The sequence below is a fragment of the Candidatus Puniceispirillum marinum IMCC1322 genome (assembly GCF_000024465.1).
In the GTDB taxonomy this organism is placed as follows: Bacteria; Pseudomonadota; Alphaproteobacteria; order Puniceispirillales; family Puniceispirillaceae; genus Puniceispirillum; species Puniceispirillum marinum.
Window position 1 is genome coordinate 1,243,919 of record NC_014010.1, and the last position, 25,424, is coordinate 1,269,342.

The 25,424-nt window shown below is 49.9% G+C and carries 18 protein-coding genes; 10 read left to right on the forward strand and 8 right to left on the reverse strand.

Translation table 11 applies throughout. The features are described from left to right. Positions 1–12: 12 nt before the first annotated feature. The 3 genes from SAR116_RS05950 to SAR116_RS05960 are packed head-to-tail and all read right to left on the reverse strand — an operon-like array spanning position 13 to position 4,680. Entirely contained in the window at positions 13–1,467 is a 1,455-nt protein-coding gene (locus SAR116_RS05950) for an HlyD family type I secretion periplasmic adaptor subunit (protein WP_013046039.1), read from the reverse strand. Between the two features lies 1 nt (position 1,468). Further along, a complete protein-coding gene (locus tag SAR116_RS05955) occupies positions 1,469–3,178 on the reverse strand; it encodes an ATP-binding cassette domain-containing protein (protein ID WP_013046040.1) in 1,710 nt (569 codons plus the stop codon). After that, a complete protein-coding gene (locus tag SAR116_RS05960; RefSeq protein ID WP_013046041.1) occupies positions 3,172–4,680 on the reverse strand; it encodes a TolC family protein in 1,509 nt (502 codons plus the stop codon). Before SAR116_RS05960 ends, SAR116_RS05955 begins: the two co-directional genes overlap by 7 nt. A gap of 374 nt (positions 4,681–5,054) precedes the next feature. Here SAR116_RS05960 and hmgA point away from each other — a divergent pair, with 374 nt between their 5' ends. From hmgA to SAR116_RS06010, 10 genes are all read left to right on the forward strand, one after another. Then, on the forward strand, positions 5,055–6,353 hold the full coding sequence (gene hmgA, locus SAR116_RS05965) for a homogentisate 1,2-dioxygenase (RefSeq protein ID WP_013046042.1): 1,299 nt from the start codon (positions 5,055–5,057) through the stop codon (positions 6,351–6,353). Positions 6,354–6,378: 25 nt separating this feature from the next. After that, positions 6,379–7,395, forward strand: a complete 1,017-nt coding sequence (locus SAR116_RS05970) for a fumarylacetoacetate hydrolase family protein (RefSeq protein WP_013046043.1) — start codon at positions 6,379–6,381, stop codon at positions 7,393–7,395. Continuing rightward, positions 7,388–8,338, forward strand: a complete 951-nt coding sequence (locus tag SAR116_RS05975) for an MBL fold metallo-hydrolase (RefSeq protein ID WP_013046044.1) — start codon at positions 7,388–7,390, stop codon at positions 8,336–8,338. Before SAR116_RS05970 ends, SAR116_RS05975 begins: the two co-directional genes overlap by 8 nt. Before the next feature lie 28 nt (positions 8,339–8,366). Beyond that, entirely contained in the window at positions 8,367–9,974 is a 1,608-nt protein-coding gene (locus tag SAR116_RS05980; protein WP_041861219.1) for an FAD-dependent oxidoreductase, read from the forward strand. Between the two features lie 9 nt (positions 9,975–9,983). Further along, positions 9,984–10,184, forward strand: a complete 201-nt coding sequence (locus SAR116_RS05985; protein WP_013046046.1) for a DUF2783 domain-containing protein — start codon at positions 9,984–9,986, stop codon at positions 10,182–10,184. A 28-nt stretch (positions 10,185–10,212) separates the two neighbouring features. Beyond that, a complete protein-coding gene (locus SAR116_RS05990) occupies positions 10,213–10,704 on the forward strand; it encodes a tRNA (cytidine(34)-2'-O)-methyltransferase (RefSeq protein WP_013046047.1) in 492 nt (163 codons plus the stop codon). Then, positions 10,701–11,735, forward strand: coding sequence for an MBL fold metallo-hydrolase (locus tag SAR116_RS05995; protein ID WP_041860799.1), 1,035 nt, complete (start codon positions 10,701–10,703; stop codon positions 11,733–11,735). The genes SAR116_RS05990 and SAR116_RS05995 overlap by 4 nt, the downstream gene beginning before the upstream one ends. A 90-nt stretch (positions 11,736–11,825) precedes the next feature. Further along, entirely contained in the window at positions 11,826–13,124 is a 1,299-nt protein-coding gene (locus tag SAR116_RS06000) for an O-acetylhomoserine aminocarboxypropyltransferase (RefSeq protein WP_013046049.1), read from the forward strand. A 24-nt stretch (positions 13,125–13,148) separates the two neighbouring features. Continuing rightward, complete coding sequence (locus SAR116_RS06005) at positions 13,149–13,946, forward strand: alpha/beta fold hydrolase (protein ID WP_013046050.1); 798 nt, start codon at positions 13,149–13,151, stop codon at positions 13,944–13,946. A gap of 44 nt (positions 13,947–13,990) precedes the next feature. Then, a complete protein-coding gene (locus SAR116_RS06010) occupies positions 13,991–16,333 on the forward strand; it encodes a 3-hydroxyacyl-CoA dehydrogenase/enoyl-CoA hydratase family protein (RefSeq protein WP_013046051.1) in 2,343 nt (780 codons plus the stop codon). Here the strand turns inward: SAR116_RS06010 and SAR116_RS06015 are convergent. The 5 genes from SAR116_RS06015 to SAR116_RS06035 all read right to left on the reverse strand — a co-directional run bounded on the left by SAR116_RS06015 (position 16,330) and on the right by SAR116_RS06035 (position 25,420). Next, positions 16,330–18,102, reverse strand: a complete 1,773-nt coding sequence (locus tag SAR116_RS06015; protein ID WP_013046052.1) for an acyl-CoA dehydrogenase — start codon at positions 18,100–18,102, stop codon at positions 16,330–16,332. The genes SAR116_RS06010 and SAR116_RS06015 overlap by 4 nt on opposite strands. 109 nt (positions 18,103–18,211) lie before the next feature. Beyond that, on the reverse strand, positions 18,212–18,823 hold the full coding sequence (locus SAR116_RS06020; RefSeq protein WP_013046053.1) for a LysE family translocator: 612 nt from the start codon (positions 18,821–18,823) through the stop codon (positions 18,212–18,214). Between the two features lie 46 nt (positions 18,824–18,869). Next, on the reverse strand, positions 18,870–20,417 hold the full coding sequence (locus SAR116_RS06025) for a trimethylamine methyltransferase family protein (protein WP_013046054.1): 1,548 nt from the start codon (positions 20,415–20,417) through the stop codon (positions 18,870–18,872). 36 nt (positions 20,418–20,453) lie between these two features. Beyond that, the gene (locus SAR116_RS06030; protein WP_013046055.1) at positions 20,454–22,925 is read right to left on the reverse strand and encodes a GcvT family protein; all 2,472 of its coding nucleotides are present in this window, start codon (positions 22,923–22,925) and stop codon (positions 20,454–20,456) included. Between the two features lie 2 nt (positions 22,926–22,927). Then, the gene (locus SAR116_RS06035; RefSeq protein WP_013046056.1) at positions 22,928–25,420 is read right to left on the reverse strand and encodes a GcvT family protein; all 2,493 of its coding nucleotides are present in this window, start codon (positions 25,418–25,420) and stop codon (positions 22,928–22,930) included. Between the last annotated feature and the right edge of the window lie 4 nt (positions 25,421–25,424).

The following is a 25,424-nucleotide window of genomic DNA, read 5'->3' on the forward strand; positions in this document are numbered from 1 at the left end:
ATGATGCGAACCCTATTTTTCACGGAATGCCGTTTTCAGTGACTTCTGAATTGGCGTCATGATGTAATTCATCACTGTCCGCTTATCACCAAGGATATCCACTGTCAGCGGCATACCAGCTGTAATTTCCGGACGGATTGGTGACTTGGTCAGTTCGATTTTCGGAATTTCGATCATCGTTTCATAAAAAGGCATCTGATTTTCCGGCTGGGTCGTATTATTAGCCACACGTTGCACCACCCCCATTAACACGCCATAACGCGATGGATCATAAGCCGCTAGTGATATACGGGCAATTTGCCCAGGCTGGACAGCTGCCACATTTTGTGGTGGCACCTGTGCCCTGACAAGATAGCCTGACTCGGATGGCACAATATCAACCAGCACCGTACCAGCCTGTACAACCGCGCCAATTGTTTTGACGTGAACGGCCGAAACAATCCCCGATAAAGGAGCCCGAATATCCGCATGGCGTACCTTGCCTTCAAGAGCGTCCTGACGCGCTTTATATTGCATGGTCTTGATTTGTGTTTCAGCCAGTTTGCCTGCAGCATCAGCTTTGAAGTTTGAAACGATTGATTCTATCTCGCGTTTCTTGCCAGCTAGGTCAGACCGTCGCGCATTTGCGCTTAATGTTGACAGTTCAATTGTGCCTATTGCCTGCTGATACTTGGTGCGTGCCGCCAACAATATTGCCTGCGGCTCGTGACCGGCTTTAACCAGCGGCTCAAGCAGTGACAATTCCTCGGCGTATAATTCAGCTTGCTTTGTGGCTATTCGGGCTTCGGCTTCCTTTTCAAGGATTGTGCGTTCGAGCGTCTCTACGGCGTTGGCAAGTACTTCCAGACGGCTCCGCATCGCGTTCTTACGACTCTGAAAATGTTGTAATTCCTGCGCTACCACATCTGGTGATGAGAGGATGAGTTCTTCTGGAAAGACCAGGGAATCAGCTCCTGAGATTTCTGCCTTTAGCCGTATTTCGGTTGCATAGGCCGCCTGATAATTGATCTCGTTATCCTGAAAATTCGCCAGAACATCTTCATCTTCGAGCCGAAATAGCACATCGCCCTTTTCAACCTCGGCACCTAACTGGACATTGATTTTGACAAGCGAGCCAGGCAACCGGCTTTGAACATGCTGCACATCAGAAGGCGTGACAATAATACCTTCAGCCCGCACCTGTTCATTGACTTCGGCATAGATCGCCCAGACCACGGCAATTGTTGTAAATAAGGCAATCAATACATATAGGAACTGACCTTTGACACGCCCACGCTCCGGATCACTCATATCGGGGGCAGAATGATCAACCGGCGCGCCGCCCATCGTCATTGGCATAGGTCCGTACCATTTTTCATAGAGTCCCGAGAATGGCAGGAACAGTATTTTCAAAATTTTTGATAAAAATTTGAAAACAATCTTGAACGGCCAGAAGATAATCTGGAAAAGCATGGTAAATATACGCATTTTACGCCCCTTTGTTACTTGCTGCTAAAACATCATCTTTTGGACCAAAGGCAGCAATGCGCCCTTTTTCTAATGCCAGAACCGTATCGGCAAGTTGCAGCATGGCACCGCGATGCGTTACAAAAATTGTAGTTATGCCTTTGGTGGCTGTGTCCAGATGCTCAACCATCTGCTGTTCGGCGCTGCTATCAAGTGGCGCGGTTGGTTCATCCATCAACAGGATATTAGGCTTGCCAATCAACGCTCTGGCAATGGCCACTGACTGCCGCATCCCAACCGATAATTCGCGGCCACGCTCAGACATTGGAAAGTCAAATCCGCCTGGTAACATGCCTATAAAAGCTTCGGCACCCGAAAGGCGTGCCGCCTCGATCAGATCTTCATCGCTGGCACTGGGATTACCCATCAGGATATTGTCGCGGATCGAACCCGAGAAAAGCACAGGGTTTTGTAAAACCACACCAATATTGCGCCGCACATCATCTGGCCTGATTTGGCGGATATCCGCATTATCGATAAGCACCGCACCCCGATCAGGTGGATTCAAACCACATAGAAGCCGTAACAAAGTCGTTTTTCCGGATCCAATACGCCCGACAATAGCCATCCTTTGGCCAGCTTTTATATCAAAACTGATATCGGTAAGAACAGGCTCAGGTTGGTCTTCATAGGTGAAGCTTACATTCTTGAAACTGATATCACCCTTGATAACTTGACGTTCGACCTGCGCCGCGGCGGCTTCTTCTTCAGATTGCGTGCCTAAAATTTCGTCAAGGCTTTTATAGGCGGCAAAGGCCGAGTTCATTTTACCAAGCAAGCCCGTTATTTGACCTAAGGGTGCCATCGTCCGCCCCGACAGAATGACACAAGCGATAAGCTGTCCCATTGTCAGATTTCCATCGGCAATCAGAAACACACCATAGACCACGATTCCAATCTGACTGACCTGCTGACCAAACTGGGCAAATTGTGCGGCAAGCTGACTGGTAATTTTGGTCTTGGTTGATGACTTGCTTTGATGCAAAACCGAATTCAGCCAGCGGTTACGAAGCATCGAAATGCCCTGTGTCGTTTTGACTGTTTCCAGCGCCGAAATCATTTCGACCATGACCGCTTGCTTTGACTTACCTTGTGACTGGCTGAGTTCTGTCATCCGGCGGATGATTGGTTGCAATAAAAAGGCAAACAGAATTACCAATGGGACAATGACCGCAGGTACTGCCGCAACCGGACCACCGATAAGATACAGCACAACCAGGAATAAGAAGATAAAAGGCAAGTCGGCAAAAACCGTAAAGCTTGCCGACCCGATGACCTCTTTCAGAATGTCAAAATTGCGAACGGTGCCAGCCAGCGATCCTGTCGCAGTACGCGACAGATTGGCATCATGACGTGATATCCGGTCAAAAAGCGCCGTTGACACCTGTTTATCGACACGCGCACCGGCGGTATCGACAAAAACACCGCGCAGGATTTTCATCGCCAGATCAAAAAAGATGACGACAACAATGATCGCGGTAAGCCACCACATGGAATGAATCGCGTTATTCGGCACCACACGATCATAGATCGTCATGATGTAAAGTGATGAAGCTAGTGCAAAAATATTAATCAGCACCGACCCGAAAATGACCTGCACATATACCGATTTACACGATAATACTGGGCCAAAGAACCAATGGTCGTTACCGACCGCCATAGGCTTTAACATCCGTTTTCTCCAAGGTTAATAAGTAATACATCGTCAAGTTTTTCGGCGATAAACAGGGCGCTGGAACGCACCCCTTCCTGTTCCATTCGTGCCTGGATCAAAGCGGTTTTGACCTGATTTATTTCGACCATCACACCTGCCACTTCCAATGGCGAAGTCACGGTGCGGCCTTGGCGCGCCTCTAGGGAACGAAGGCGTGCTTCAAGCTCAACCAGCCGGGCAGATTGCTCGCCAATTTCCTTGTCCAACTCCTGAAACCGCAATAAATTACGGCTGGTTTCATTGCCATGCCCCCGTTGAAGTTTGTCGAGGCTGGCCTTGATCTCACTTTGCCGCCAGGTGGCTTCGCGCAGACGCGCCCGCGCCGCACCACCATCATAAAGCGGCATTTTGAATTCCAGCTTGCCAACCAGCTCATACTCATCTTCATAGTCGCGCAGATCAAAAACGGTGGCGTCCAACACCCCATCAATACGCATATATTTTGATGTTCTGATCTGCTTCTGTTCAAAATCAACAGCCTCAATTTGCAAACGAAGCGCATGCGCCTTTTCGGTTTGTGTCGCCTCAATAGTGGCAAGTGACACTGGGCGGCGTTCCATATAGGTGTTATAGAGATGTTTGGCATCACCAGGCGATAGACCAAGATCAATATCGAGTGACTCAATCACCTGTTCACGTTGAGATTCCAGACGGCTAGCGGCGATTTCCAGATCAAGCCCAATCAGCTTGGCCGCGCGTAAATCAGATACGCGTCCGACACCCGACTCAACGCGTGCCTGTACTGACGCAATCTGCTTGGCAACCTGTGTTTGTGCCCGTTGATGTTCAGCCAGCAATTCATCATACATCGCCAGCCTGATTGATGTGGTTAGAAGTTGAAAGCTACGCTCGGATAAGGTGCCCTTGGCGTCGATCTGACTGACCTTATGCTGTAGCCTTTTGGCTTCGATATCGCTTTTGCTCGATCCCCAATCGATCAGATTATAACGCAACGACACGGTGGCATCATAAACACCTTCTTTCTCAAGGCGGTCAAACTGACGATGTTTTGCCGCCGCCGTGCGGTCTTTTTTGCTACGTTCATAAACTGGTGTTCCCTGAAAAAATCTATTCCCACCCTTATATCCTATGGGTTTATCCTCGCGGACACGGTCAAAGAGCTGCTGGCTACCCGAGACGGTAAGATTGACCTGTGGGCGCCGTAAAGCCCGGCCAAGACCCAGCCGGTGAATCGCCTGACAGACACGGGCATTGGCTTCGGATACTTCGGGATGATTGAATAAGGCCAGCCGGACAGATTCACTTAATACACCGGTAACTTGTGGTGTCGCCGTATCATCTGTCTGCGCTTGAGCCGATGCACCATGCAACAGACATGATAGTGCCGCAATCATGAGCGCGGTTTTGGAATAGGCGAATATAGGCTGTTTAAGATGCCGATTTGGAAAAGAATGATTTGAAAATCTAATTCGCTTATCTTGTACCTTATATATCTGCATCTGCAGTCCCCGATACTGATTTGAGTGATCAAAGTGTCAGGGATGAGAATAAGAGACAGATGCCTAATATTTCGTAAATGCAAACTAAATAATTTACGATTTATGCAAAAATAATGCAGTTAGTTAGCTGAATTTATTAATTTTTAATTAATTGCTAATAAATTTAATTGTTTCTTAACGCGAATAGGTGGCGGTTGTCGCTTATATGTCCGACGCAAACCAGCTATGGCGAATCATAACCAACCTGTAGATGCCATATCTTTAGATGTCATATCCGGCCAAACGCTAGCTTTTAAAAGTCACATAGGCGGTGTAGCATAATTCAAATTTTAAAGTGGGCGCACCAAACGCACCTACCAATAGGGATTAACCATATGAACAGCAAAATGATGCCGGGTTTTGGCAATGATTTTGAAAGCGAAGCGTTACCAGATGCCTTGCCGCAAGGCCGCAATTCACCACAGCAATGCCCCTATGGTCTTTATGCCGAACAGCTCAGCGGATCACCCTTTACGGCACCGCGCGCAACCAACGAACGTTCATGGCTATATAGAATCCGTCCTTCGGTACGCCATTCGGGAAGATTTACGAAAACTGACTACGCGCTTTGGAAAACAGCCCCAACCGGCGAGACGCATGATTTGCCATTGGGGCAATATCGATGGGATCCGATAGATATTCCGGATGATGCGACCGATTTTGTAGATGGCATGCGCACGATCACCAGTACTGGAGACTGTACCCAACATGCGGGCATGGCCACACATATATATGTATGTAACCGCGACATGGACAAATCGGTATTTCTGAATGCCGATGCCGAAATGCTGTTTGTACCCCAGCTAGGCAGTTTGATTCTGCATACCGAACTTGGCCAGATGACAATCGACCCGGGGCATATCGCTGTTCTGCCACGGGGCATGATGGTCAAAATCCAGCTTGGCAACAATGAAGCACGTGGTTATGTCTGCGAAAATTATGGGGCAAAATTCACTTTGCCGGATCGTGGCCCTATCGGGGCGAACTGTCTTGCCAATCCACGCGATTTCAAAACCCCTGTTGCCGCCTATGAAGATAGTGATGAACCACATGAGCTTATTGTGAAATGGTGCGGTGGCTTTCATAAGACATCACTCGATCATAGCCCGCTTGATGTGGTGGCATGGCATGGCAATTATGTGCCCTATTGTTATGACCTTGCCACTTTCTCACCTGTCGGCGCCATCAGCTTTGATCACCCCGATCCCTCAATTTTCACGGTTTTGACCGCGCCATCGGAAACCACAGGTACGGCGAATATCGATTTCGTCATTTTCCCTGAGCGCTGGTCAGTTGCCGAAAATACGTTTCGTCCACCTTGGTATCATCGCAACATCATGTCTGAATTTATGGGGCTGATTAAGGGAAAGTATGACGCCAAAGAGGCAGGCTTTCTTCCCGGCGGCATAAGCCTGCATAATATGATGTTACCGCATGGCCCCGATCTGGACGCATTTGAAAAAGCATCGACGAGCGAACTCAAACCCGTCAGGATGACCGATACACTGGCCTTTATGTTTGAAAGCCGATTGCCCCAGCATGTATCATGTTTTGCCGCCGAAACATCGATGTTACAAGATGACTATATCGATTGCTGGCAGGGACTAGAAAAAAAATTTACCGGCAAAAAGTAACAGTAACCAAGATATGAGGTAGATAATGAAACTTGCCAGCCTGAATGACGGCACCCGCGACGGAAGTCTGATTGTCGTATCACGCGATTTGACCCGCTATTGCCATGCCACCGAAATTGCGCCAACAATGCAGGCGGCGCTTGACGAATGGGATAGATGTGCGCCTTTGTTGGAAACGCTTTTTAATGCGGTTCAATCCGGATCAGCGGCCTGTCAGACTTTTAACCCTACCGACGCCCATTCTCCTCTACCACGTGCCTATCAATGGGCGGACGGATCAGCCTATGTCAATCATGTTCAGCTTGTGCGTAAAGCACGTGGTGCCGAAGTGCCCGAAAGTTTCTGGACTGATCCATTGATGTATCAGGGCGGCTCAGATGATTTCACCCCGCCATATGCGCCGATCGTCATTCCTGATGAGGCCTGGGGCATCGATATGGAAGCCGAGGTTGCAATTGTTACCGATGATGTGCCAATGGGCGTATCAGTTACCGATGCCAGCGCACATATAAAGCTTATCATGTTGGTCAATGATGTGTCGTTACGTCATCTTATCAAAGGTGAACTGGCAAAAGGCTTTGGGTTCTTCCAGTCCAAACCGGCAACCACATTTTCACCGGTTGCCGTGACGCCAGACGAGCTTGGTACGGCCTGGGTCGATAGCAAACTTCACCGGATCATGGAAGTTGACCTGAACGACGCCCCGCTTGGCCGGGCAGATGCGGGTACCGATATGACCTTTTCCTTTGCCGAATTAATTGCTCATGCCACCAAATCACGCAATTTGCGTGCAGGTGCTATTATCGGATCAGGAACGATATCAAATCGTGACGCAGACGGCGGCCCAGGCCGGCCAGTTGCCGATGGTGGGCGCGGCTATTCCTGTCTTGCCGAAATTCGGATGGTCGAAACGATCAGAGATGGTGCCCCAACCACCTCATTCATGCATTTTGGTGACAAGGTCGGTATTGAAATGCATGATGATGATGGTGCCAGCATCTTTGGCCGGATCGAACAGATAGTAGAGGTCTATAATGGCTAAGGCATTTGCATCACAAGGCGATATGGCCGAAAAGAATATCAGCTTTACCGAAATCGGACGTGACCTATGGGCGTTTACTGCCGAAGGTGATCCGAATACTGGTGTTATCATCGGTGATGACAGCGTCATGATTATTGATGCACAGGCAACCCCGCGCCTTGCCAATAAAGTTGTCGAGAAAATACGCGGTGTCACTGACAAGCCGATTAAGCATGTGGTGCTGTCGCATTATCATGCGGTTCGTGTATTGGGGGCGTCAGCCTATGACGCCTCGGAAATCATCGCCTCGGATACATGCCGGGCGATGATACATGAGCGTGGACAAGAAGACTGGGATAGCGAGTTTGGCCGCTTTCCCCGTCTGTTCGAAGGGCATGAGTCAATTCCTGGCCTGACCTGGCCTAGCCAGACCTTCGCCAAAAAAATGACCGTTCATCTTGGCAACCGGCAAATTGATCTGATGCATCTTGGCCGTGCCCATACAGCAGGTGATATTGTTGCTTTTGTACCAGACGAACAGGTGATGTTTACCGGCGATATCGTCGAATATCATTCCGCTTGCTATTGCGGTGATGGTCACTTCAATGATTGGGGCAATACATTGGATAAGATTGCCGATTTTGCCCCAAGTGCCATTGCACCAGGACGCGGTGACGCGCTGGTTGGCGACAACATGGTCACGGCCGCGATTGAAAACACCCGCGACTTTGTGATGAGCACCTATCGGCCAGCAGCCATGGTGGCGGCCAGAGGCGGCACATTGAAAGATGCGTGGGACGCCGTGCGTGAAGTCTGTGACCCTAAATTCGCTGATTATGCAATTTACGAACATTGCCTGCCCTTTAATGTAGCGCGTGCTTTTGACGAGGCAAAAGGTATCGACACCCCGCGCATCTGGACAGCCGAACGTGATCTGGATATGTGGAACGCCTTACAAGGTTGATGTGGCAGACGTAGAATGTGAGATTGTTATGGCACGCTATGCTTATGAATCATTTCCATACCATACCCCGCCTGAATTATCAGGCGAAGCGGCATCTGATGCGCCTGTTTTAATCGTGGGCGCAGGCCCAATTGGACTAGCCTCAGCGGTTGATCTTGCGACTAGGGGAATCGCCAGCATCGTACTGGATGACAATAATGTTGTTTCGGTTGGAAGCCGGGCCATTTGCTGGGCCAAACGGTCGCTGGAAATTTTTGACCGGCTTGGTGTGGCTGATCGAATGCTGGCCAAAGGCGTGACATGGAAATTGGGGCGGGTTTATCGCGGTGACGATGAAATTTATTCCTTCGATCTATTACCCGAAGATGGGCATAAATTTCCAGCTTTCATCAATCTTCAGCAATATTATGTCGAACAGTTTCTGGTCGAACGCTGTGCTGATTTCCCTGAACTGATTGATTTGCGCTTCAAGAACAAAGTCATGTCGGTCACACAGGATGATGATAATGTCACAGCATCGATTCAAACGCCTGATGGTATCTATGATATTTGTGGTGCCTATCTTCTGGCCTGTGATGGGGCGAACAGCCGACTGCGCAAACAATTCGGTCTTGATTTTGATGGCCGGCATTTTGACGAACGCTTTCTGATTGCCGATGTCGAAATGGAGGCTGACTTCCCATCCGAACGGTGGTTCTGGTTTACCCCTACTTTTCATAAAGGCCAGTCAGCCTTGCTTCATAAACAGCCGGATAATATCTACCGGATTGACCTACAGCTTGGCCCTGATGCAGATCCGGATGAAGAAAAGAAACCCGAAAATGTCATTCCACGCATCGAAAAGATCGTTGGTGGCCGTCCCTTCAAGCTTGATTGGGTCAGCATCTATGATTTCAACTGCCGACGGATTGACCGATTCATTCATAACCGTGTCATTTTTGTAGGTGACTCGGCGCATGTCGTATCCCCCTTTGGGGCGCGAGGCGGTAATGGCGGCATCCATGATATCGATAATCTGGGCTGGAAGCTGGCGGCGGTAATCACCGGACAGGCAAATCCAAACCTGCTTGAAAGCTATAATGAAGAACGCGTTTTTGGCGCTGATGAAAATATCCGCAATTCCAGCTGGACATCACGTTTCATGTCACCTGATGGAGAGGTCGAAATGGCCTTTCGCAATGCTGTTCTGGGATTGAGCGTAAACGCGCCTTTTGCCCGCAGGCTTGTGAATGCGGGACGCCTGTCATTACCATGCCAGCTTGGCCATAGCAGCCTGACATATAAGGCTGATGACGAATTTGATGTCCAGATGACGTTAGGCGCCCCCTGTATGGATGCACCACTTACTAATAAAGATGGTGATCATGTCTGGTTGATGAACCAGCTTGGAAACGGATTTACGCTGTTGGTGATTGGCGTGCCTTTATGTGATGTGCCAGATAATCTTGACTGCATCCATATTGATGCGAATGGCGATTTTATTGACATTGAGGGGCTGGTGACCAAAAGATATGGCGCGGGCGTCTATCTGATCCGGCCGGATCAGCATGTCACCGCACGCTGGCTGTCAGACAAAGTGAGTGCCACAGATATTACCGCCGCATTGGCACGCGCTTATGCACGCACAACAGCATAGGAGAGGCGAATGACAATCAATACAGATTTTAATCTGGGTGTCGAAAGTGACGCGCTCTATAACGATTTACTTGACGCTCATACCGGCTTGTCTGCAGACAAAAGTAGCCAGCTCAATGCTGCGCTTATTCTGGTGATGATGAATCATATTGGCGATGCCGCTATCATCCGCGACGCCATCCGCACAGCCCGCACATCCATTGATAACTAGCTTCTGGCGCAACGGATAATAATTCTTCATGTTTGACATCATCCTGTTCACGCCGCAGATACCACCCAATACAGGGAATATCATCCGGCTATGTGCGAATACGGGCGCGCGCCTGCATCTGGTAAAGCCACTTGGCTTTTCACTTGATGAAAAATCATGCCGACGCGCGGGGCTTGATTATCATGAAATGGCGCGGGTACAGCAACATGACAATCTGGATGCGTGCCTTGATGTTCTGGGCATGTCGATAAATACGCAACGGCTGTTTGCCATCACCAAATTTGGCACGCAGATTGTGCATGACACCACCTTTGTGGCGGGGGATGTGTTTCTGTTTGGTGCGGAAACAACAGGCCTGCCTGACAGCATTCACGCGGCGCTTGGTGATCATCAGAAATTATCTCTGCCAATGCTACCGGCCAATCGAAGCTTGAATCTTAGTAATGCTGTGTCTGTTACCTTGTATGAAGCATGGCGGCAAACCGGCTTTCAGACACCCGAAGCACAAGAGATATCATGACCAAACAACTAACTGCCATGCAACCGCTGGATATCGATGTGCCTCAGCCCGGCCATATGGTCGCGCTTGCTGATGATCTATACTGGTTTCGTTTCAGCCTGCCCTTCCGCCTGAACCACATCAATCTATATGCCCTTGATACTGCCGATGGCTGGCTTTTGATCGATTGTGGCATAAAGGCTGATAGCAATGCGGTGCAATGGCCGCCGATGCTTGATGGGCCCCTTGCTGGCAAGCCGATTGCCGGTATTCTGGTCACCCATTACCATGCCGATCATGTCGGCTATGCGGGGCAATTATCCAACCTGACAGGTGCGCCTATCATGACCGGCGCCATCGAGCATGAGATGATGCGCTGGGCATTGGATATGACCAATGCTGATTATGAAACATTGGCTGGCAAAATTTATTCTGAATTTGGACTGCCCGAAGCTGTCATTGACCGCACCAAGAAATCTGGCAATTTTTATCGTTCCCTTGTAGGTGAACTGCCAGATGTCACCATTTTAGAGGCTGGACATGAAATAAAAACCGTCGCCGGTAACTGGCAGATACGCTTTGACGGTGGCCATTCACCAGGCCATATGAGCTTTAGCGATCATGCGCGTAAATTATATCTTGGCATAGATTTCCTGCTACCGCGCATCTCGCCAAATATATCGGCACCTCTGCGCAACATTAATGCTGATGTGCTGGCAGACTATTTCACCTATCTGCATGATATGTGTTCACTGGATAATGACTGGCTGGTTATTTCTGGACATGACTGGCCGTACTATGGAGGCGGCATACGCGCCGCCGCCCTGAAAGCGCATCATCAGCAACGATTGGCGCAGTTAATGGACGCTGCCAGAACCTCGCCCCTATCGACCAAAATGGCCAGTGACCATCTGTTTCCGTTTGAACTGACCGACCATGAAGTGTTTTTCGCCAGTTGCGAGGCGCGTGCGCATCTCAATCACCTGTTCCATAGCGGTAAAATGAATTATGCGCGTGGCAAAGACAATATCGGTTATTTTGCTCTGACGTAGAGTTACGCATCTAGGCTGGCTCTCGGATTGATTGACTTGGCCTAGCGAACAGGGCAAAAAGAAACCTGTGTTTTAGCCAAAGGTGATCCTATGAGTGGCGACTATAAATTCGATACTTTGAGCCTGCATGCCGGACATGTACCCGATGAAACATATGGGTCGCGTGCTGTTCCTATTCATCAGACCACATCCTATGTTTTCAAGGACAGCGATCATGCTGCCGCGCTCTATAATATGGAAATTGGCGGGCATCTTTATAGTCGTATTTCCAACCCGACTGTTGCGGTTCTTGAACAACGTGTTGCCGCCCTTGACGGGGCTGTTGCTGCCACCGCGACGGCCTCTGGCATGGCGGCGCTTTCAACAACTTTGCTGACCATTTGTTCACAGGGCGATCACATCGTTTCATCATCACGCATGTATGGCGCGAACATCAATCTGATGGAAAACACCCTGCCACGTTTTGGTATCACCACCAGCTTTGTTGATCCATGCGATCCCGACGCCATAAAAGCCGCCATTCAGGACAATACCAAGCTGATTTTTGGTGAAGTCATAGGTAACCCTGGACTCGATATCATGGATGTCGAAAAGGTCGCCAAGATCGCTGATGAAGCCGGTATTCCGCTGATCCTTGACTGTACATTCAATACACCCTGGCTGTTAAAACCAATTGATCTAGGTGCCAATATCATCATTCATTCATTAACCAAATGGATGGGCGGCCACGGCATTGCCATTGGCGGTATTGCTGTTGATGCAGGTAACTTTGACTGGGGACGCAACGATAAATTCCCAACGATTGCCGGCCCACATTATTCGATGAACGGCATTAATTTCTATGAAGAATTTGGGCCTGCCGCCTTTACCGCACGGTTCCGCGCCGAAGGCATGTATAATCTGGGGCCAAGCCTGTCACCAACCAATGCCTTTCATATTCTCCAAGGTCTGGAAACCTTGCCATTACGCATGCAACGGCATATGGAAAATACGGAAAAAATGCTTACGTTTCTCAGCGATCATGAAGGTGTGGCGTGGGTGCGCCACCCCAATCTGCCTGATCATCCGGGGCATGCGTTGGCCAAGAAAATGTTGCCGCGAGGCGCAGGCTCGATCATTGTTTTCGGTCTGAAAGGGGGACGCGAAGCGGGACGTGCCTTTATCGAGTCAGTCGATCTGGCATCCCATCTGGCAAATGTTGGTGATGCCAAAACATTGGTGATCCATCCAGCCAGTACGACACATTCGCATATTTCCGCCGAAGCCATGATCGAAGGGGGACTCTCAGATGATATGATTCGCCTGTCGGTGGGGCTGGAAGATATCGATGATATTATTGCCGACTTCAAACAAGGGCTGAAAGCGGCTAGCCGTGCGGTCAAAGCCTGATCTGCCAGCATAGCGGAGACAAAGATGAAACATAATCTGCATGGCACCCAAATCCATCTTGCAACAGGCGGGCGTGATTTCGATCCGGCAGGTGACGTTCTGGTCATGTTGCACGGAAGCGGACAGAACCATTTAAGCTGGATTTTACAAAGCCGTCATTTTGCCCATCACGGCTACAGCGTATTGGTGCCCGATTTCCCCGGACATGGCCTATCTGAGGGTGCGCCGCTTGAGACGATTGAGGATATGGCAGCATGGGTCATAGATTTACTTAATAGCCTCGGCGTTAAAACCGCCTGCCTTGTTGGACATTCACAAGGTTGTCTTGTCACAATCGAAGCGGCCGCCAGCCATCCAGACCGTATCACGCATCTGGTGCTGATTGCGGGGGCAATGGCAATTCCGGTCAATGAGGTCTTGCTGGACATGTCTGATCAAGCCCTGGAAAAAGCCATTGCCATGCTGACAAGCTTCGGGCATGGCCCCGATGCGCATAAATATGATCATTCACTGCCGGGGCATTCTTTTATCGACTTTGGAAAAAGGGTGATGGCGATAAATAACCGCGCGGCGTTAAAAGCCGATTTCACCGCCTGTAATAAATATAGTCATGGCAGCACCGCCGCCGCATCGATCCGTCAGCCAACCTTATGCCTGCTGGCCCAGAAAGACCGAAACACACCATTAAAGTTCGGCAAGATGATGGCCGAAGCTATTAATGACTGTACCCTTGAGATCATCAACAATGCTGGCCATATGTTACCTGTTGAACGCCCGCTTGCGGTTAATGCCGCCATGCGTGATTTTCTTGGGAACCGGTGAATAGATTACGCGGGAATTGCCTGCCGAAGGTAAAGGTTTAAGTTATGACACAATCTGGTTTTTCGAAAATTGCTGTTATCGGTGCTGGCACGATGGGAAGCGGCATAGCCGCCCAGATTGCCAATGCTGGACATGATGTTTTACTGCTTGATCTTGATGCGCGTAACCCGGGTGATAAAACCCCGGCTGAAATGTCTATAGATCGCTTGCTGGCATCAGACCCCCCGCAATTGATGGATAGAAAATTCATCAACCGTATCAGCACTGGCACGATTGATGGTGATCTGGAAAAACTGGCTGATTATGACTGGGTGATCGAAGCTGTGGTCGAACGGCTTGATATCAAGAAAGCTCTATATAAACGGCTGGATGACATTATTCCGGCACATTGCATTATCAGTTCGAACACATCAACAATTCCGATCCGGCTTCTTGTCGAAGATATGCCGACCGCCTTTAAAAAGCGGTTTGCGATTACACATTATTTCAATCCGGTACGTTATATGCGCCTGCTCGAATTGGTGCGCGGAAGCGAAACCGAAGCCCGTATCATTGAAAAACTGGCTGATTTCAATGACCGTGTTCTGGGTAAAGGTGTTGTCCGCTGTGCGGATACGCCCGGCTTTCTGGGCAACCGTGTTGGTGTGTTTGCGCTGCAAGTCGGCATTGACGAGGCCTTCAAATGCGGCCTGTCGGTCGAAGATGCCGATGCGCTAATGGGACGCCCCATGGGCATTCCCAAAACGGGTGTGTTTGGCCTTTATGATCTAATCGGTATTGACCTTATGGTTGATGTGGTTGCATCACTTGCGAGTATCCTGCCGGAAAATGATGCCTTTCACGACGTTGGGGGCACAAACCCCATGATTGATGCGATGATTGCCGAAGGCTATACCGGCGACAAAGGCAAAGGTGGTTTTTACGTCACCGATGATAATGACAATATATTTGTCAGACCTCTTGGGGGCGCCGAACTACTTCCGCTAAAGCCTGTGAAAACAACCTTGCCGGTATCAGCAATCAAAGCGGCCGAAGCCACGGCACAGCGTGCAGAGCCTTTGGATATGATACTAGCTGGTGATGACATATATGCGCATTTCTGTCGCCGCGTTCTGGGACGGGTACTTGCCTATGCCGCCAGTCTTATCCCTGCTGTTACAAGTAACCCGCAAGATATCGACGACGCTATGAAGCTGGGCTTTAACTGGACCCGTGGGCCATTTGAATTGATCGACGCTATTGGATATGAGCGCATGCAATCATTAATGTCTGAAGCCGGTGTTACAGTGCCTGAGGTTTTGAAAACCGAAAGCCCCTTCTACCAGTTGCGGGGCAGTAGCCTGATGGTGCGCGACGCTTCCCAAAAATATAATCCAGTCATGTTGCCGACAGGCGTCATTCGGTTTCATATGACGCGCCGGTCGATGACGCCCATTATAAGCAATAATTCTGCTAGCCTTTTTGTTCTTGATGGCTTCGCACAAAGCGTTAACGATCTCAGACTTATCGAATTTCATTCAAAAGCAAATGCGCTGAATGATGAGTCTATGGAAATTGTAGCCGCCGCCGCCGAAGATCACGGCAGTGGTATAATCGTTCATAATGACGCCCAGCATTTTTCGGCTGGTGTCGATCTGAACGCATTTCGCGCCTTTATCGAAGCCGAAGACTGGGACGGTATAGATAAATTTCTGGCACGATTCCAAGACGCTGTTTGCGCGCTGAAATACACACCTGTGCCTGTTATTGGTGCGCCATCAGGTTTGGCCGTGGGTGGTGGTTTTGAGGTGCTAGCACATTGTGACAAACTAGCGGTTCATTCAAATTCTGTGCTTGGCCTTGTTGAGGCTGGCGTTGGTGTTGTGCCTGGCGGTGGCGGTATCAAGGAAACCTTTTTACGGTGGCAAGAAGCTGGTAAAAATGTTGATGATGCCGCTTGGAAAACATGGATGAATATTGGCTATGGCGCCACCGGTTCATCGCCTGACCTATCGGCCAAGATGCAGTATTTCCGCCCAGATCATGATGCAGCGGTTATGAATCGTGACCGGCTTCTTACAAAAGCAATAAGCATGATTGGCAAAATGCAGGATAGTTACCGCACACCAGACATACCATCGTCAAAACCGGCAGACGCCAATCTGGCTGACAAGATGGCTAGCTTTATGCAGGATGGTATTGATCGGGGCGATTTCATGCCACATGACAAGACCGTCGCCATGGCGATTGCCAGCGTTATGTTGCAACGCGCCGGTGATGGTGACGAAATTGACGAACAGGGGCTTTATGATCGCGAACGGGAAGCCTTCATTTCCCTGGCCAAGACAAAAGAAACCTATCTTCGCATTTCTTCAATGCTTGATCATGGCGCGCCTGTCAGGAATTAAAGCCAGTTAACGTCCATTTTGGCAAGCGCATCAGGGCCAGCCATCATTTTGCTGGCCAGCTTTCCAACCTCAGGCAAGCTATAGGCCATATAGGCAGTAGCGCTTACCTGTTTGGCTTTCATAAAGTCAGGGTTGCCAGCTTGTTCGGCTTCGGCCTTTGATGCCGCCGCCGCCGCGCGCGCCATCTGCCACCCCCCCGTCAGATAGCCAATAAGCATAATAAAATCGACACCTGCTGCTGCTGCATCACGCGGATTATTGGCGCGTGCCAGCAACGAGTCCAGCGCCTGCCGGCCTGTATCAACAGCCTGTTTGACCTGTTTCGCCAAAGCCATGGTGCTGTCATTTTGGGTGGTGATAATCGCATTCATATCAGTATCGATATCGGCAAACAGGCTGGTTACAGCCGCGCCGCCATCACGCAGGGTTTTACGGAAAACAAGATCATTGGCTTGGATCGCCGTAGTGCCTTCATAAATCGGCAAAATCCGAGCATCACGATAATGCTGGGCAACACCGGTTTCCTCGATGAACCCCATGCCACCATGAATTTGAACGGCATCGGATGTAAGCGCCTGTGACCGTTCGGTCATCCAACCCTTGATCACCGGAATCAGCAGACTTGCACGCTCATGCCAGAAAGCCGCATTCTCATCGCCATGTGATTTATCAAGACAGGCACCACCTACCACCATCAAGGCGCGCATCGCTTCGATCTCGGCTTTCATAATGGTCAGCATGCGCAAGACATCTGGATGATGGATGATACTGTCACCCTTATTGCCTGCTATTGGTGTTCCCTGCACACGGTCATGCGCATAATGGACAGCCTGTTGATAGGCGCGCTCCGAAATGGCAACACCCTGCATACCAACAGCAAAGCGGGCGTTATTCATCATCAGGAACATATATTCAAGTCCCTTATTTTCCTCGCCGATCAGATAGCCAACCGCACCATTATTATCGCCATATTGCAAAACCGCTGTCGGTGACGCCTTAATACCCAGCTTTTTCTCGATCGAAACGCAGAAAACATCATTCGCTTCACCCAGAGAACCATCATCATTGACCAGAATTTTGGGCACAGCAAACAGCGAGATACCCTTGACTCCATCCGGGGCATCAGGCGTCCGCGCCAGCACAAGATGGATGATATTCTTGCTCATATCATGCTGGCCATAGGTGATATATATCTTCTGACCCTTGATCAGATAATGATCGCCATTCGGCGTAGCCATTGTCCGCAAAGCGCCAAGATCGGTGCCAGCTTGCGGTTCGGTCAGATTCATCGTGCCAGACCATTCACCACTAATCAGATTGGGAAGAAACGTGGCTTTTTGTTCAGGGCTGGCAACCTGTTCCAACGCGTCAATTGCCCCTTGCGTCAGCAAATGACACAGCGCAAAGCTCATATTGGCGCTATTCCACATTTCACTGACGACTGACCCCAGACATAAGGGCAAACCTTGCCCCCCATGATCGGGATCCGCTTCAAAACCGATCCAGCCACCTGTCGCCAGAGCCTGCCACGCCGCACCAAATCCATCCGGCAAAGATACCGAACCATCGTCATGACGTGTGGCACCCAAGACATCACCATCATGGTTCAAAGGCGCAATGATATCGCCTGCCACCTTGCCAGCTTCTTCAAGCACAGCCTCGACCAGATCGTCAGAAACCATATCCATGCCGGGTAGGCTGGCGATGTCATCAATACCGACCAGATGCGCAAGGGCAAATTTCATATCATCGACAGGGGCTTTATACATAGGTCACTCACAAACAATAAAGCGGGGGCATAATCATTAACAATCTATTAGATAACTGACAATAAGCTTGTCGCTTTGGCATTACAACGGGGATAGGCAAGACATACTTCTATTTTTCAGCAATGGCCAACCTAGCACCAAGCGCCACAAAAGTGCTGGCAAATACATAACGGACCAACCTCATAATCCGAGGTTGAGACGTCATGTGATCGCGAACTGACGATGCAAAAACACCATAGCCAACAAAAACCACAAAGGTCATTAACATGAATACTATACTCAACATCAGCATATGAAATATAGGGTATGGATCATCTGCCTGAATAAATTGTGGCAAAAAGGCCAAAAAGAAAATCGATAATTTGGGATTCAAAATATTAATCAAAATTGCGTGAGTGATGATCTGTTTTCTAGTATGCCTCTGATCGTCACTATTAATATTTAAGGCACCTGTCTCGCGAAAGGTCATCCATGCCATATATAACAGGTAAACGACGCCAATAAATTTGAAGGCATTAAAAATAACCGCACTAGTATGTAGAATTGCGGCTAATCCAAAAATGGCGGCTAAAAGATGTGGGACAATACCTAGAGTGCATCCAAAGGCCGCTAAAACACTTGGCTTTGTTCCACGTGCAATACCTGTTGCAATCGTATAAATTACACCTGTGCCGGGTGCTAAAACGATGATTAGGGATGTTAGAATAAACTCTAAGCTCATAATGAAGTTCCCCTTTCGTCGCCGCTGATGAACGCCTGATGTTTATCTATAACAATACATTAAAATTGCTACGGATTTTGGCATCAAGCGCGTCTGGAATATGCGTCGGGTTAAAGCTGGCAAGTATTTCATCTTTGCGCTGGCTTGCTACTTCGACAAGGTTTGGCTTGCCAAGCTCTTCCCATTCCTTTGGACTCGACCGATCACCTATTGCTGGATAGACATATTCGGTCTGCATCAGCCCTATCGTCTGATCATGTCCCAGATAGTGCCCTGCGCCGCCCATACAGACATCTTTCATCACCGCAACGCCCAACGTCGCTTCATTGACTTCGACACCGCGCACACAGCGCAAACATTGCCCGATCATGTCATTATCGATGATCAGACTTTCCAGACAAAAGCCAAGTAATGACGCATGCATGCCTGCCGCTTCATAAACCATATTCAGCCCTGATAGGCCTGCCATGACCAATGTGCTGCCTTTTTCATAGCCTGATTGTGCATCAGGCATTTTAGCGTCAGCCATGCCCGATGCAGCGCCACCAGGCAGATCGAAATGCTGAAGCATCTGCGAACAGGCAGCGGTCAAAAGCCCTTGTTCGCCTGATCCTCCCGACATCGCACCCGTGCGCAAGTCAGACACAAATGGCCAGGTGCCAACGATACAGGGATGCCCCGGCACCATCGCATTGACATAGACCAAACCCGCAATCACTTCGGCAAGTGCTTGAGCCACAGCACCTGCTATGCTGGCGGGGGCTGTCGCACCGGCCTGGCCTGCCGATAACAGCAATACCGGCATACCTGCATGAACCGCTTCTTCCATCACCAGACAGGACTCGGTCGCAAACCGCAAAGGCGGCACGACAAAACAGTTACTGTTAGACACAAACGGCCGTGCACGCCATTTATCTTCGCCGCCTGCAACCATATGCAGCATATCAATTGCCGGCTTCATGAACGGCGCTTCGGTAAAGCTACAGCCAACATGCTTGGTGGTGCCCTTAATCGCCGCATAGACCGTATTAAAATCCAGATCAGCCGGATCGGGGATATCGCGTGCCACCATCGGACGCTGAAAGAAATGAATATTATCCATTTGCTCGACTATACGCGCCGCGTCATAGATATCGGCTAGATACGACTCTCGATAGCAATTATTCTGCACATCAACGACATGAACAGCGGCACCAGCAGTACCAAAATGCACGCGTGATCCCGATAACAGCATGTCATGCTTTTCATCCTGTCCATGGATCGTGATATGGCGGGCGGCTTTGGCAAGCGTATCTTCGACAAGCGCCCGCGGAAAGCGGATACGACCATCGTCGCCTTCTATAGCCCCTGCATCTGTCATATATTTCACACCACTTTCAGGTGCCTGACTCAGACCGATTTCATCAAGTATCTGATAAACAGTGTCTTCAATTGCTTTAACTGAGGCATCGTTTAAGGGTTTGAAGGTGCCCCCAGACAGGCCCGGGCGAACTGGGCGTAATTCGTCTGCCAGCGGTGCGGCTCGAACCGAGCGTCGTGCCTCACGACCGCCGCTTCGGCGATTTGAATGTGGAATAAGTCTATTCTGCCGCATCGATTCTTCCTTTCTGTCTGTCTGAATGTCTTTCAACTATAAGCGTACCTGTTCAGCTTTCGGGTCATACATCGGTTTAAAGCTGACATCGGCGTCGACCATCTGGCCAGCAACATCGATTTGATAATGTGATTGCAACTGGGATTCAGCCGTTTCGCCAGCCTTGGCGCAGCCGACATATCCAAGGCCAATCGCCCCGCCAAGATGATGCCCGTAATTTCCGCTGGTCAAAAAGCCAACAATCTCGCCATCGCGCAAAATGGCTTCATTATGATATAAAAGCGGGTCTGGATCTTTCAGACGGAATTGCATCAATCGCTGATCCAGCCCGTCATTCCGTTTTGCCTTCACCGCATCAGCCCCAATCATGCCGCCAAATTTTGATGCTGGCTTGGTTTCCTTAACAGCAAAGCCGAGTCCTGCTTCAAGCACATGATCCTCATTCGAAATATCATGCCCAAAATGCCGGAATGCCTTTTCTATCCGGCAACTATCCAGCGCATGCAGACCACATAGCTGTAATGGATGATCTTGGGCGCGTGCCATGATTGTATCAAACACATGATTCGACATATCCGCCGACACATATATCTCCCAGCCAAGCTCGCCTACATAGGTCACGCGATGCGCGCGGGCAATGCCATGTCCAATCTCAATATCCTGCATCGTGCCAAAGGCAAAATCGTCATTCGCCAGACTTTGCGGAATCAATGGTTGCAGAAAATCACGCGCTTGGGGTCCCATGACAACAAGGACAGATTCAGAAACCGTCACATCAATTGCAATCGCATGCGCAGTATCGGGGATATGTCCGTTAATCCAATGCAGATCACGCCGCACTGTTGCCGCTGGCGTTACAATCAGAAATTCATCCGATGAAAGTCGGGTAATCGTAACATCAGCCTCTATATGGCCAGCTTCATTGAGAAATTGTGTATAGACAATCTTACCTGGGGCGACCGCTACATCATTGGCCGCAATAGTCTGTAAAACTGCTTCGGCATCCTTGCCAATGATTTTGATTTTGCCAAAGCTCGACATATCAAACATGCCAACTTTTTCCCGAACAGCCTTATGCTCGCTGGCACTAAAGTCAAACCAGTTTTGCCGCTTCCAGCTATATTCATAAGCTGGCACTGTACCTTTAGCAATTTCCGATGATGGCAAGAACCAATTGGCGCGTTCCCATCCACTTGTTTCACCAAAACAAGCACCTGCCACCTTCAGACGGTCATGAACAGGTGATTGCCGGACATCGCGGGCACTTTCAACCTGCCGATAGGGAAAATGGTCGGCATATAACAGGCCAAGCGTTTCCGAAACCCGGGTTTTGAGATAGCTACGGTTCGCCTGAAACGGCATCATCCGGCGGATATCAACATCCCACAAATCCATCGGGGCATTGCCTGTATCCATCCATTCAGCCAGTGCCATACCGGCACCACCGGCGGACTGGATACCCACCGAATTAAATCCCGCCGCAACAAAGAAATTCTCTAATTCGGGAGCTTCGCCCAGAATATAGCGATCATCTGGGGTAAAGCTTTCTGGCCCATTGAAAAAGGTCTGGATACCTGCCGTGGCCAGCGCTGGCAACCGTTCTACAGCCCGTTCGAGAATAGGTTCGAAATGGTCAAAATCTTCGGGCAATGAGTCAAATTCAAAATCCTCAGGGATGCCATTCATACCCCATGGTTTCGAATTTGGTTCAAAAGCACCAAGCAACATCTTGCCAGCGTCTTCCTTATAATAGGCGCATTCGTCTGGCACCCGCAGAACTGGCAGATTCGGCGTTAGCCCTTCAATCGCCTCGGTCACAATATAAAAATGTTCACACGCATGAAGTGGCACAGCAACGCCTGCCATTGCGCCGATTTCGCGCGCCCACATGCCACCTGCATTAACCACATAATCAGCCGTGATAGGCCCTTCATTCGTCATCACGCCAGTCACACGTCCGTCAGCTTGGTCAATCGCGGTTACCTTGACACCCTGAATGATCTTGACGCCAAAATTACGCGCACCTTTGGCCAGTGCTTGTGTAATATTCACCGGATCGGCTTGCCCATCCTTTGGCAACCATACGCCTCCAACAACATTATCCAGCGAAAGCCCCGGATAGCGTTTAGTGACATCATCGGGCAAAATCTCATCAACCTCGACACCAAAGGCACGCGCCATGGCCGCCGAACGTCGCAACTCTTCCATTCGCTCATCGGTCAGCGCAACCGTGATTGATCCATTCCGCTTAAAGCCGGTAGCAACGCCGGTTTCCTGTTCCAGATCAAAATAAAGTTCCTGCGAATATTTCGCCAGGCGGGTCATATTCTGGGTCGCGCGAAGCTGGGCGATCAGACCTGCAGCATGCCATGTTGTTCCACAGGTAAGCTGTTTGCGTTCAAGCAAAACCACATCCTTCCAGCCAAGCTTGCCAAGGTGATAGGCAATCGAACAACCGATGACACCGCCACCAATGATGACAGCGCGTGCATGTGACGGAATAGCCATGATTACACCTTTAACTTTGCATTTGTCGGGTCATACAGAACATTGCCTTCAACAATATGCGCATCGCGTATCCGGCCAAGCACATCAACTGCCAGATTTGCCCCCTCAACCAGCGCGTCTGCATCAATCACCGCCATGGCTATCGATGCCCCTACCCGATGTCCATAGCCTGCCGATACGACCAGACCGGCAGCCACATCATTGACCAGAACCGTGCTTAGATAGACAGCCTCACCAAAGGGCTCACCATCAGCCGGATCATCAATCGTCAAAGTTACAAAGCGGCGTTTTGTACCTGCCTGATGCTCGGCCATCAAAGCTGTCTTGCCGGTAAAATCGTCCTTACCAAAATTCACCCAGCGTTCGAGACCGCTTTCCAGCATTGTATAATCCGAAGTCAGATCCGATTTCCATGACCTATAGCCTTTTTCAAGCCGCATCGAGTCGAGTGCCAACATACCGAAATGTCCAAGTTGATGCGCATCACCCTGTGCAATAATGGCGTCATAGACGCTAACAACATCCTGCATCGGACAATGTAGTTCCCATCCAGCTTCACCGGCAAAGGAGACACGAATGGCCGTTGTATCAACGCCTGCTATTTTTACCCGCTGATGTGTCAGCCACGGAAATGCACCTGACGCCACATCAATATCAACCACATCAGCAAGCAAAGCAGGTGCCTTTGGTCCAGTGACAAGCAAGGTGGCAAAATCGCGCGTTATGTCGCTGATAGAAATCGCTCCCCCTGCTGGCAAGGCAAAGAACAGCAGATCGAAATCATGCCAGTACGCGCCAGCACCTGTCATCAACATAAATTCATCTTCACCAAGACAGGTCGCGGTCATTTCGCTAAGCACGCGCCCCTTTGGCGAGGCAAAATAAATCAGGCCAATCCGCCCGGGCTTTGGCAGATTGCCAGTAACCAGCGATGATAGCCAACTGCGGGTACCTTCACCCTTTACCAGATAACGCGAAAAGCCAGTCATTTCGAGAATGCCTGCATGTTCTGCAACATGGCGGCATTCGGCACCAACCGTATCGAACCAGCCTTGACGGTCATAGCTATCTGCAGGACGCCTCTCATCGCCTGCCTTGGGGAACCAGTCGGCGCGTTCCCAGCCACCATAGGCGCCAAATTCGGCACCCGCAGCTTCGAGCCGTTCATAAAGCGGACTCACCTTTGCCTTACGGCCAGCTGGCCACTGAATTTGTGGAAAATGCATGGCATATTCATGACTATAGGTTTCAATGGCCTTAGCCGCCGTATAAGCCGTATCGACATGGTCGGTAAAGCGGCGGGGGTCAACCGCCCAACTATCGGTTTCGGCTTCGCCTTCGACAATAATATCTGCCAGTAATTTACCCGCGCCACCGCCCTGCACAATACCAAAGGTAAACACACAGGCTTCAAAGGCGTTGGGCACGCCCGGCATCTGGCCAATAAGCGGCAAACCGTCAGGCGTATAGGGAATCGGGCCATTGACCACGCGGGTGATCCCACCACTGCCCAGAATAGGCACACGCTCACAGGCATCCTCAATATACCATTCCAGCCGGTCAAGGTCGTCATTATATAGCTGGAAAGAGAAATCATCAGGCATCGGATCATCGTCGGTCAGCCAATGGGCACGGCAATTTTTTTCATATGGCCCAAGCAATAATCCGTCTTTTTCCTGGCGCAGATAATACGAGCTGTCTGGATCGCGTAGCAATGGTAACTTGCTGTCGCGTGCGGTCAGTTCGGGAATAGCTTCGGTAATCAGATATTGATGCGCCAGTGATACACAGGGCACATCTCGGCCAAACATCTTGCCAAGTTCATTGGCACGGTAACCAGCTGCATTGACAACAAATTCAGCCTGAATATCACCTTGCGACGTCGAAATCGTCCATTCACCCTTGTCCCATTTGACACCGGTTACTGGACAGAAACGAATGATGGTCGCACCAAGATCACGCGCACCCTTGGCCAATGCCTGCGTTAATTGCGCTGGATCAATATCGCCATCATAGGGATCCCACTGGCCACCATATAGGTCATGCGTTTCAAGAAACGGATAGACATCCTGCATGTCCTTATTCGACATTTCCTGCAATTCGACACCCATCTGCCGGCCCATACGCTCAACATGGCGAAACTCCTCCATACGCTGACGACTATGGGCAAGGCGTATCGCACCTGTCACATGATAATTCATAGGATAATCAACCAACGCGCCAAGCTCGCGATATAGGCGCGTCGAATAGGACTGGATCTTCATCATTGTCCATGACCCGACAAAGTTCGGGCAATTGCCAGCCGCGTGCCAAGTGGATCCCGAAGTCAGCTCGTTTTTTTCGAGCAGAACAACATCTGTCCAACCCAATTTAGCAAGATGATACAGTACAGATGTACCAACTGCTCCACCACCAATCACGACAACACGGGCACTTTTTGGCAATGGTGTTGTGGATTGCAGGGTCTCAGTCTGTTTTGTTTGCTGTTCGTTCATTTTA

Coding starts and splice junctions, on each gene's coding strand:
- SAR116_RS06005 (WP_013046050.1), top strand. CDS start 13,149: ATGAAACATAATCTGCATGGCACCCAAATCCATCTTGCAACAGGCGGG.
- SAR116_RS05950 (WP_013046039.1), bottom strand. CDS start 1,467: ATGCGTATATTTACCATGCTTTTCCAGATTATCTTCTGGCCGTTCAAG.
- SAR116_RS06020 (WP_013046053.1), bottom strand. CDS start 18,823: ATGAGCTTAGAGTTTATTCTAACATCCCTAATCATCGTTTTAGCACCC.
- SAR116_RS05970 (WP_013046043.1), top strand. CDS start 6,379: ATGAAACTTGCCAGCCTGAATGACGGCACCCGCGACGGAAGTCTGATT.
- SAR116_RS06025 (WP_013046054.1), bottom strand. CDS start 20,417: ATGCGGCAGAATAGACTTATTCCACATTCAAATCGCCGAAGCGGCGGT.
- SAR116_RS06000 (WP_013046049.1), top strand. CDS start 11,826: ATGAGTGGCGACTATAAATTCGATACTTTGAGCCTGCATGCCGGACAT.
- SAR116_RS05985 (WP_013046046.1), top strand. CDS start 9,984: ATGACAATCAATACAGATTTTAATCTGGGTGTCGAAAGTGACGCGCTC.
- SAR116_RS06010 (WP_013046051.1), top strand. CDS start 13,991: ATGACACAATCTGGTTTTTCGAAAATTGCTGTTATCGGTGCTGGCACG.
- SAR116_RS05980 (WP_041861219.1), top strand. CDS start 8,367: ATGGCACGCTATGCTTATGAATCATTTCCATACCATACCCCGCCTGAA.
- SAR116_RS05955 (WP_013046040.1), bottom strand. CDS start 3,178: ATGTTAAAGCCTATGGCGGTCGGTAACGACCATTGGTTCTTTGGCCCA.
- SAR116_RS06030 (WP_013046055.1), bottom strand. CDS start 22,925: ATGGCTATTCCGTCACATGCACGCGCTGTCATCATTGGTGGCGGTGTC.
- SAR116_RS05990 (WP_013046047.1), top strand. CDS start 10,213: ATGTTTGACATCATCCTGTTCACGCCGCAGATACCACCCAATACAGGG.
- hmgA (WP_013046042.1), top strand. CDS start 5,055: ATGAACAGCAAAATGATGCCGGGTTTTGGCAATGATTTTGAAAGCGAA.
- SAR116_RS05995 (WP_041860799.1), top strand. CDS start 10,701: ATGACCAAACAACTAACTGCCATGCAACCGCTGGATATCGATGTGCCT.
- SAR116_RS06015 (WP_013046052.1), bottom strand. CDS start 18,102: ATGTATAAAGCCCCTGTCGATGATATGAAATTTGCCCTTGCGCATCTG.
- SAR116_RS05975 (WP_013046044.1), top strand. CDS start 7,388: ATGGCTAAGGCATTTGCATCACAAGGCGATATGGCCGAAAAGAATATC.
- SAR116_RS06035 (WP_013046056.1), bottom strand. CDS start 25,420: ATGAACGAACAGCAAACAAAACAGACTGAGACCCTGCAATCCACAACA.
- SAR116_RS05960 (WP_013046041.1), bottom strand. CDS start 4,680: ATGCAGATATATAAGGTACAAGATAAGCGAATTAGATTTTCAAATCAT.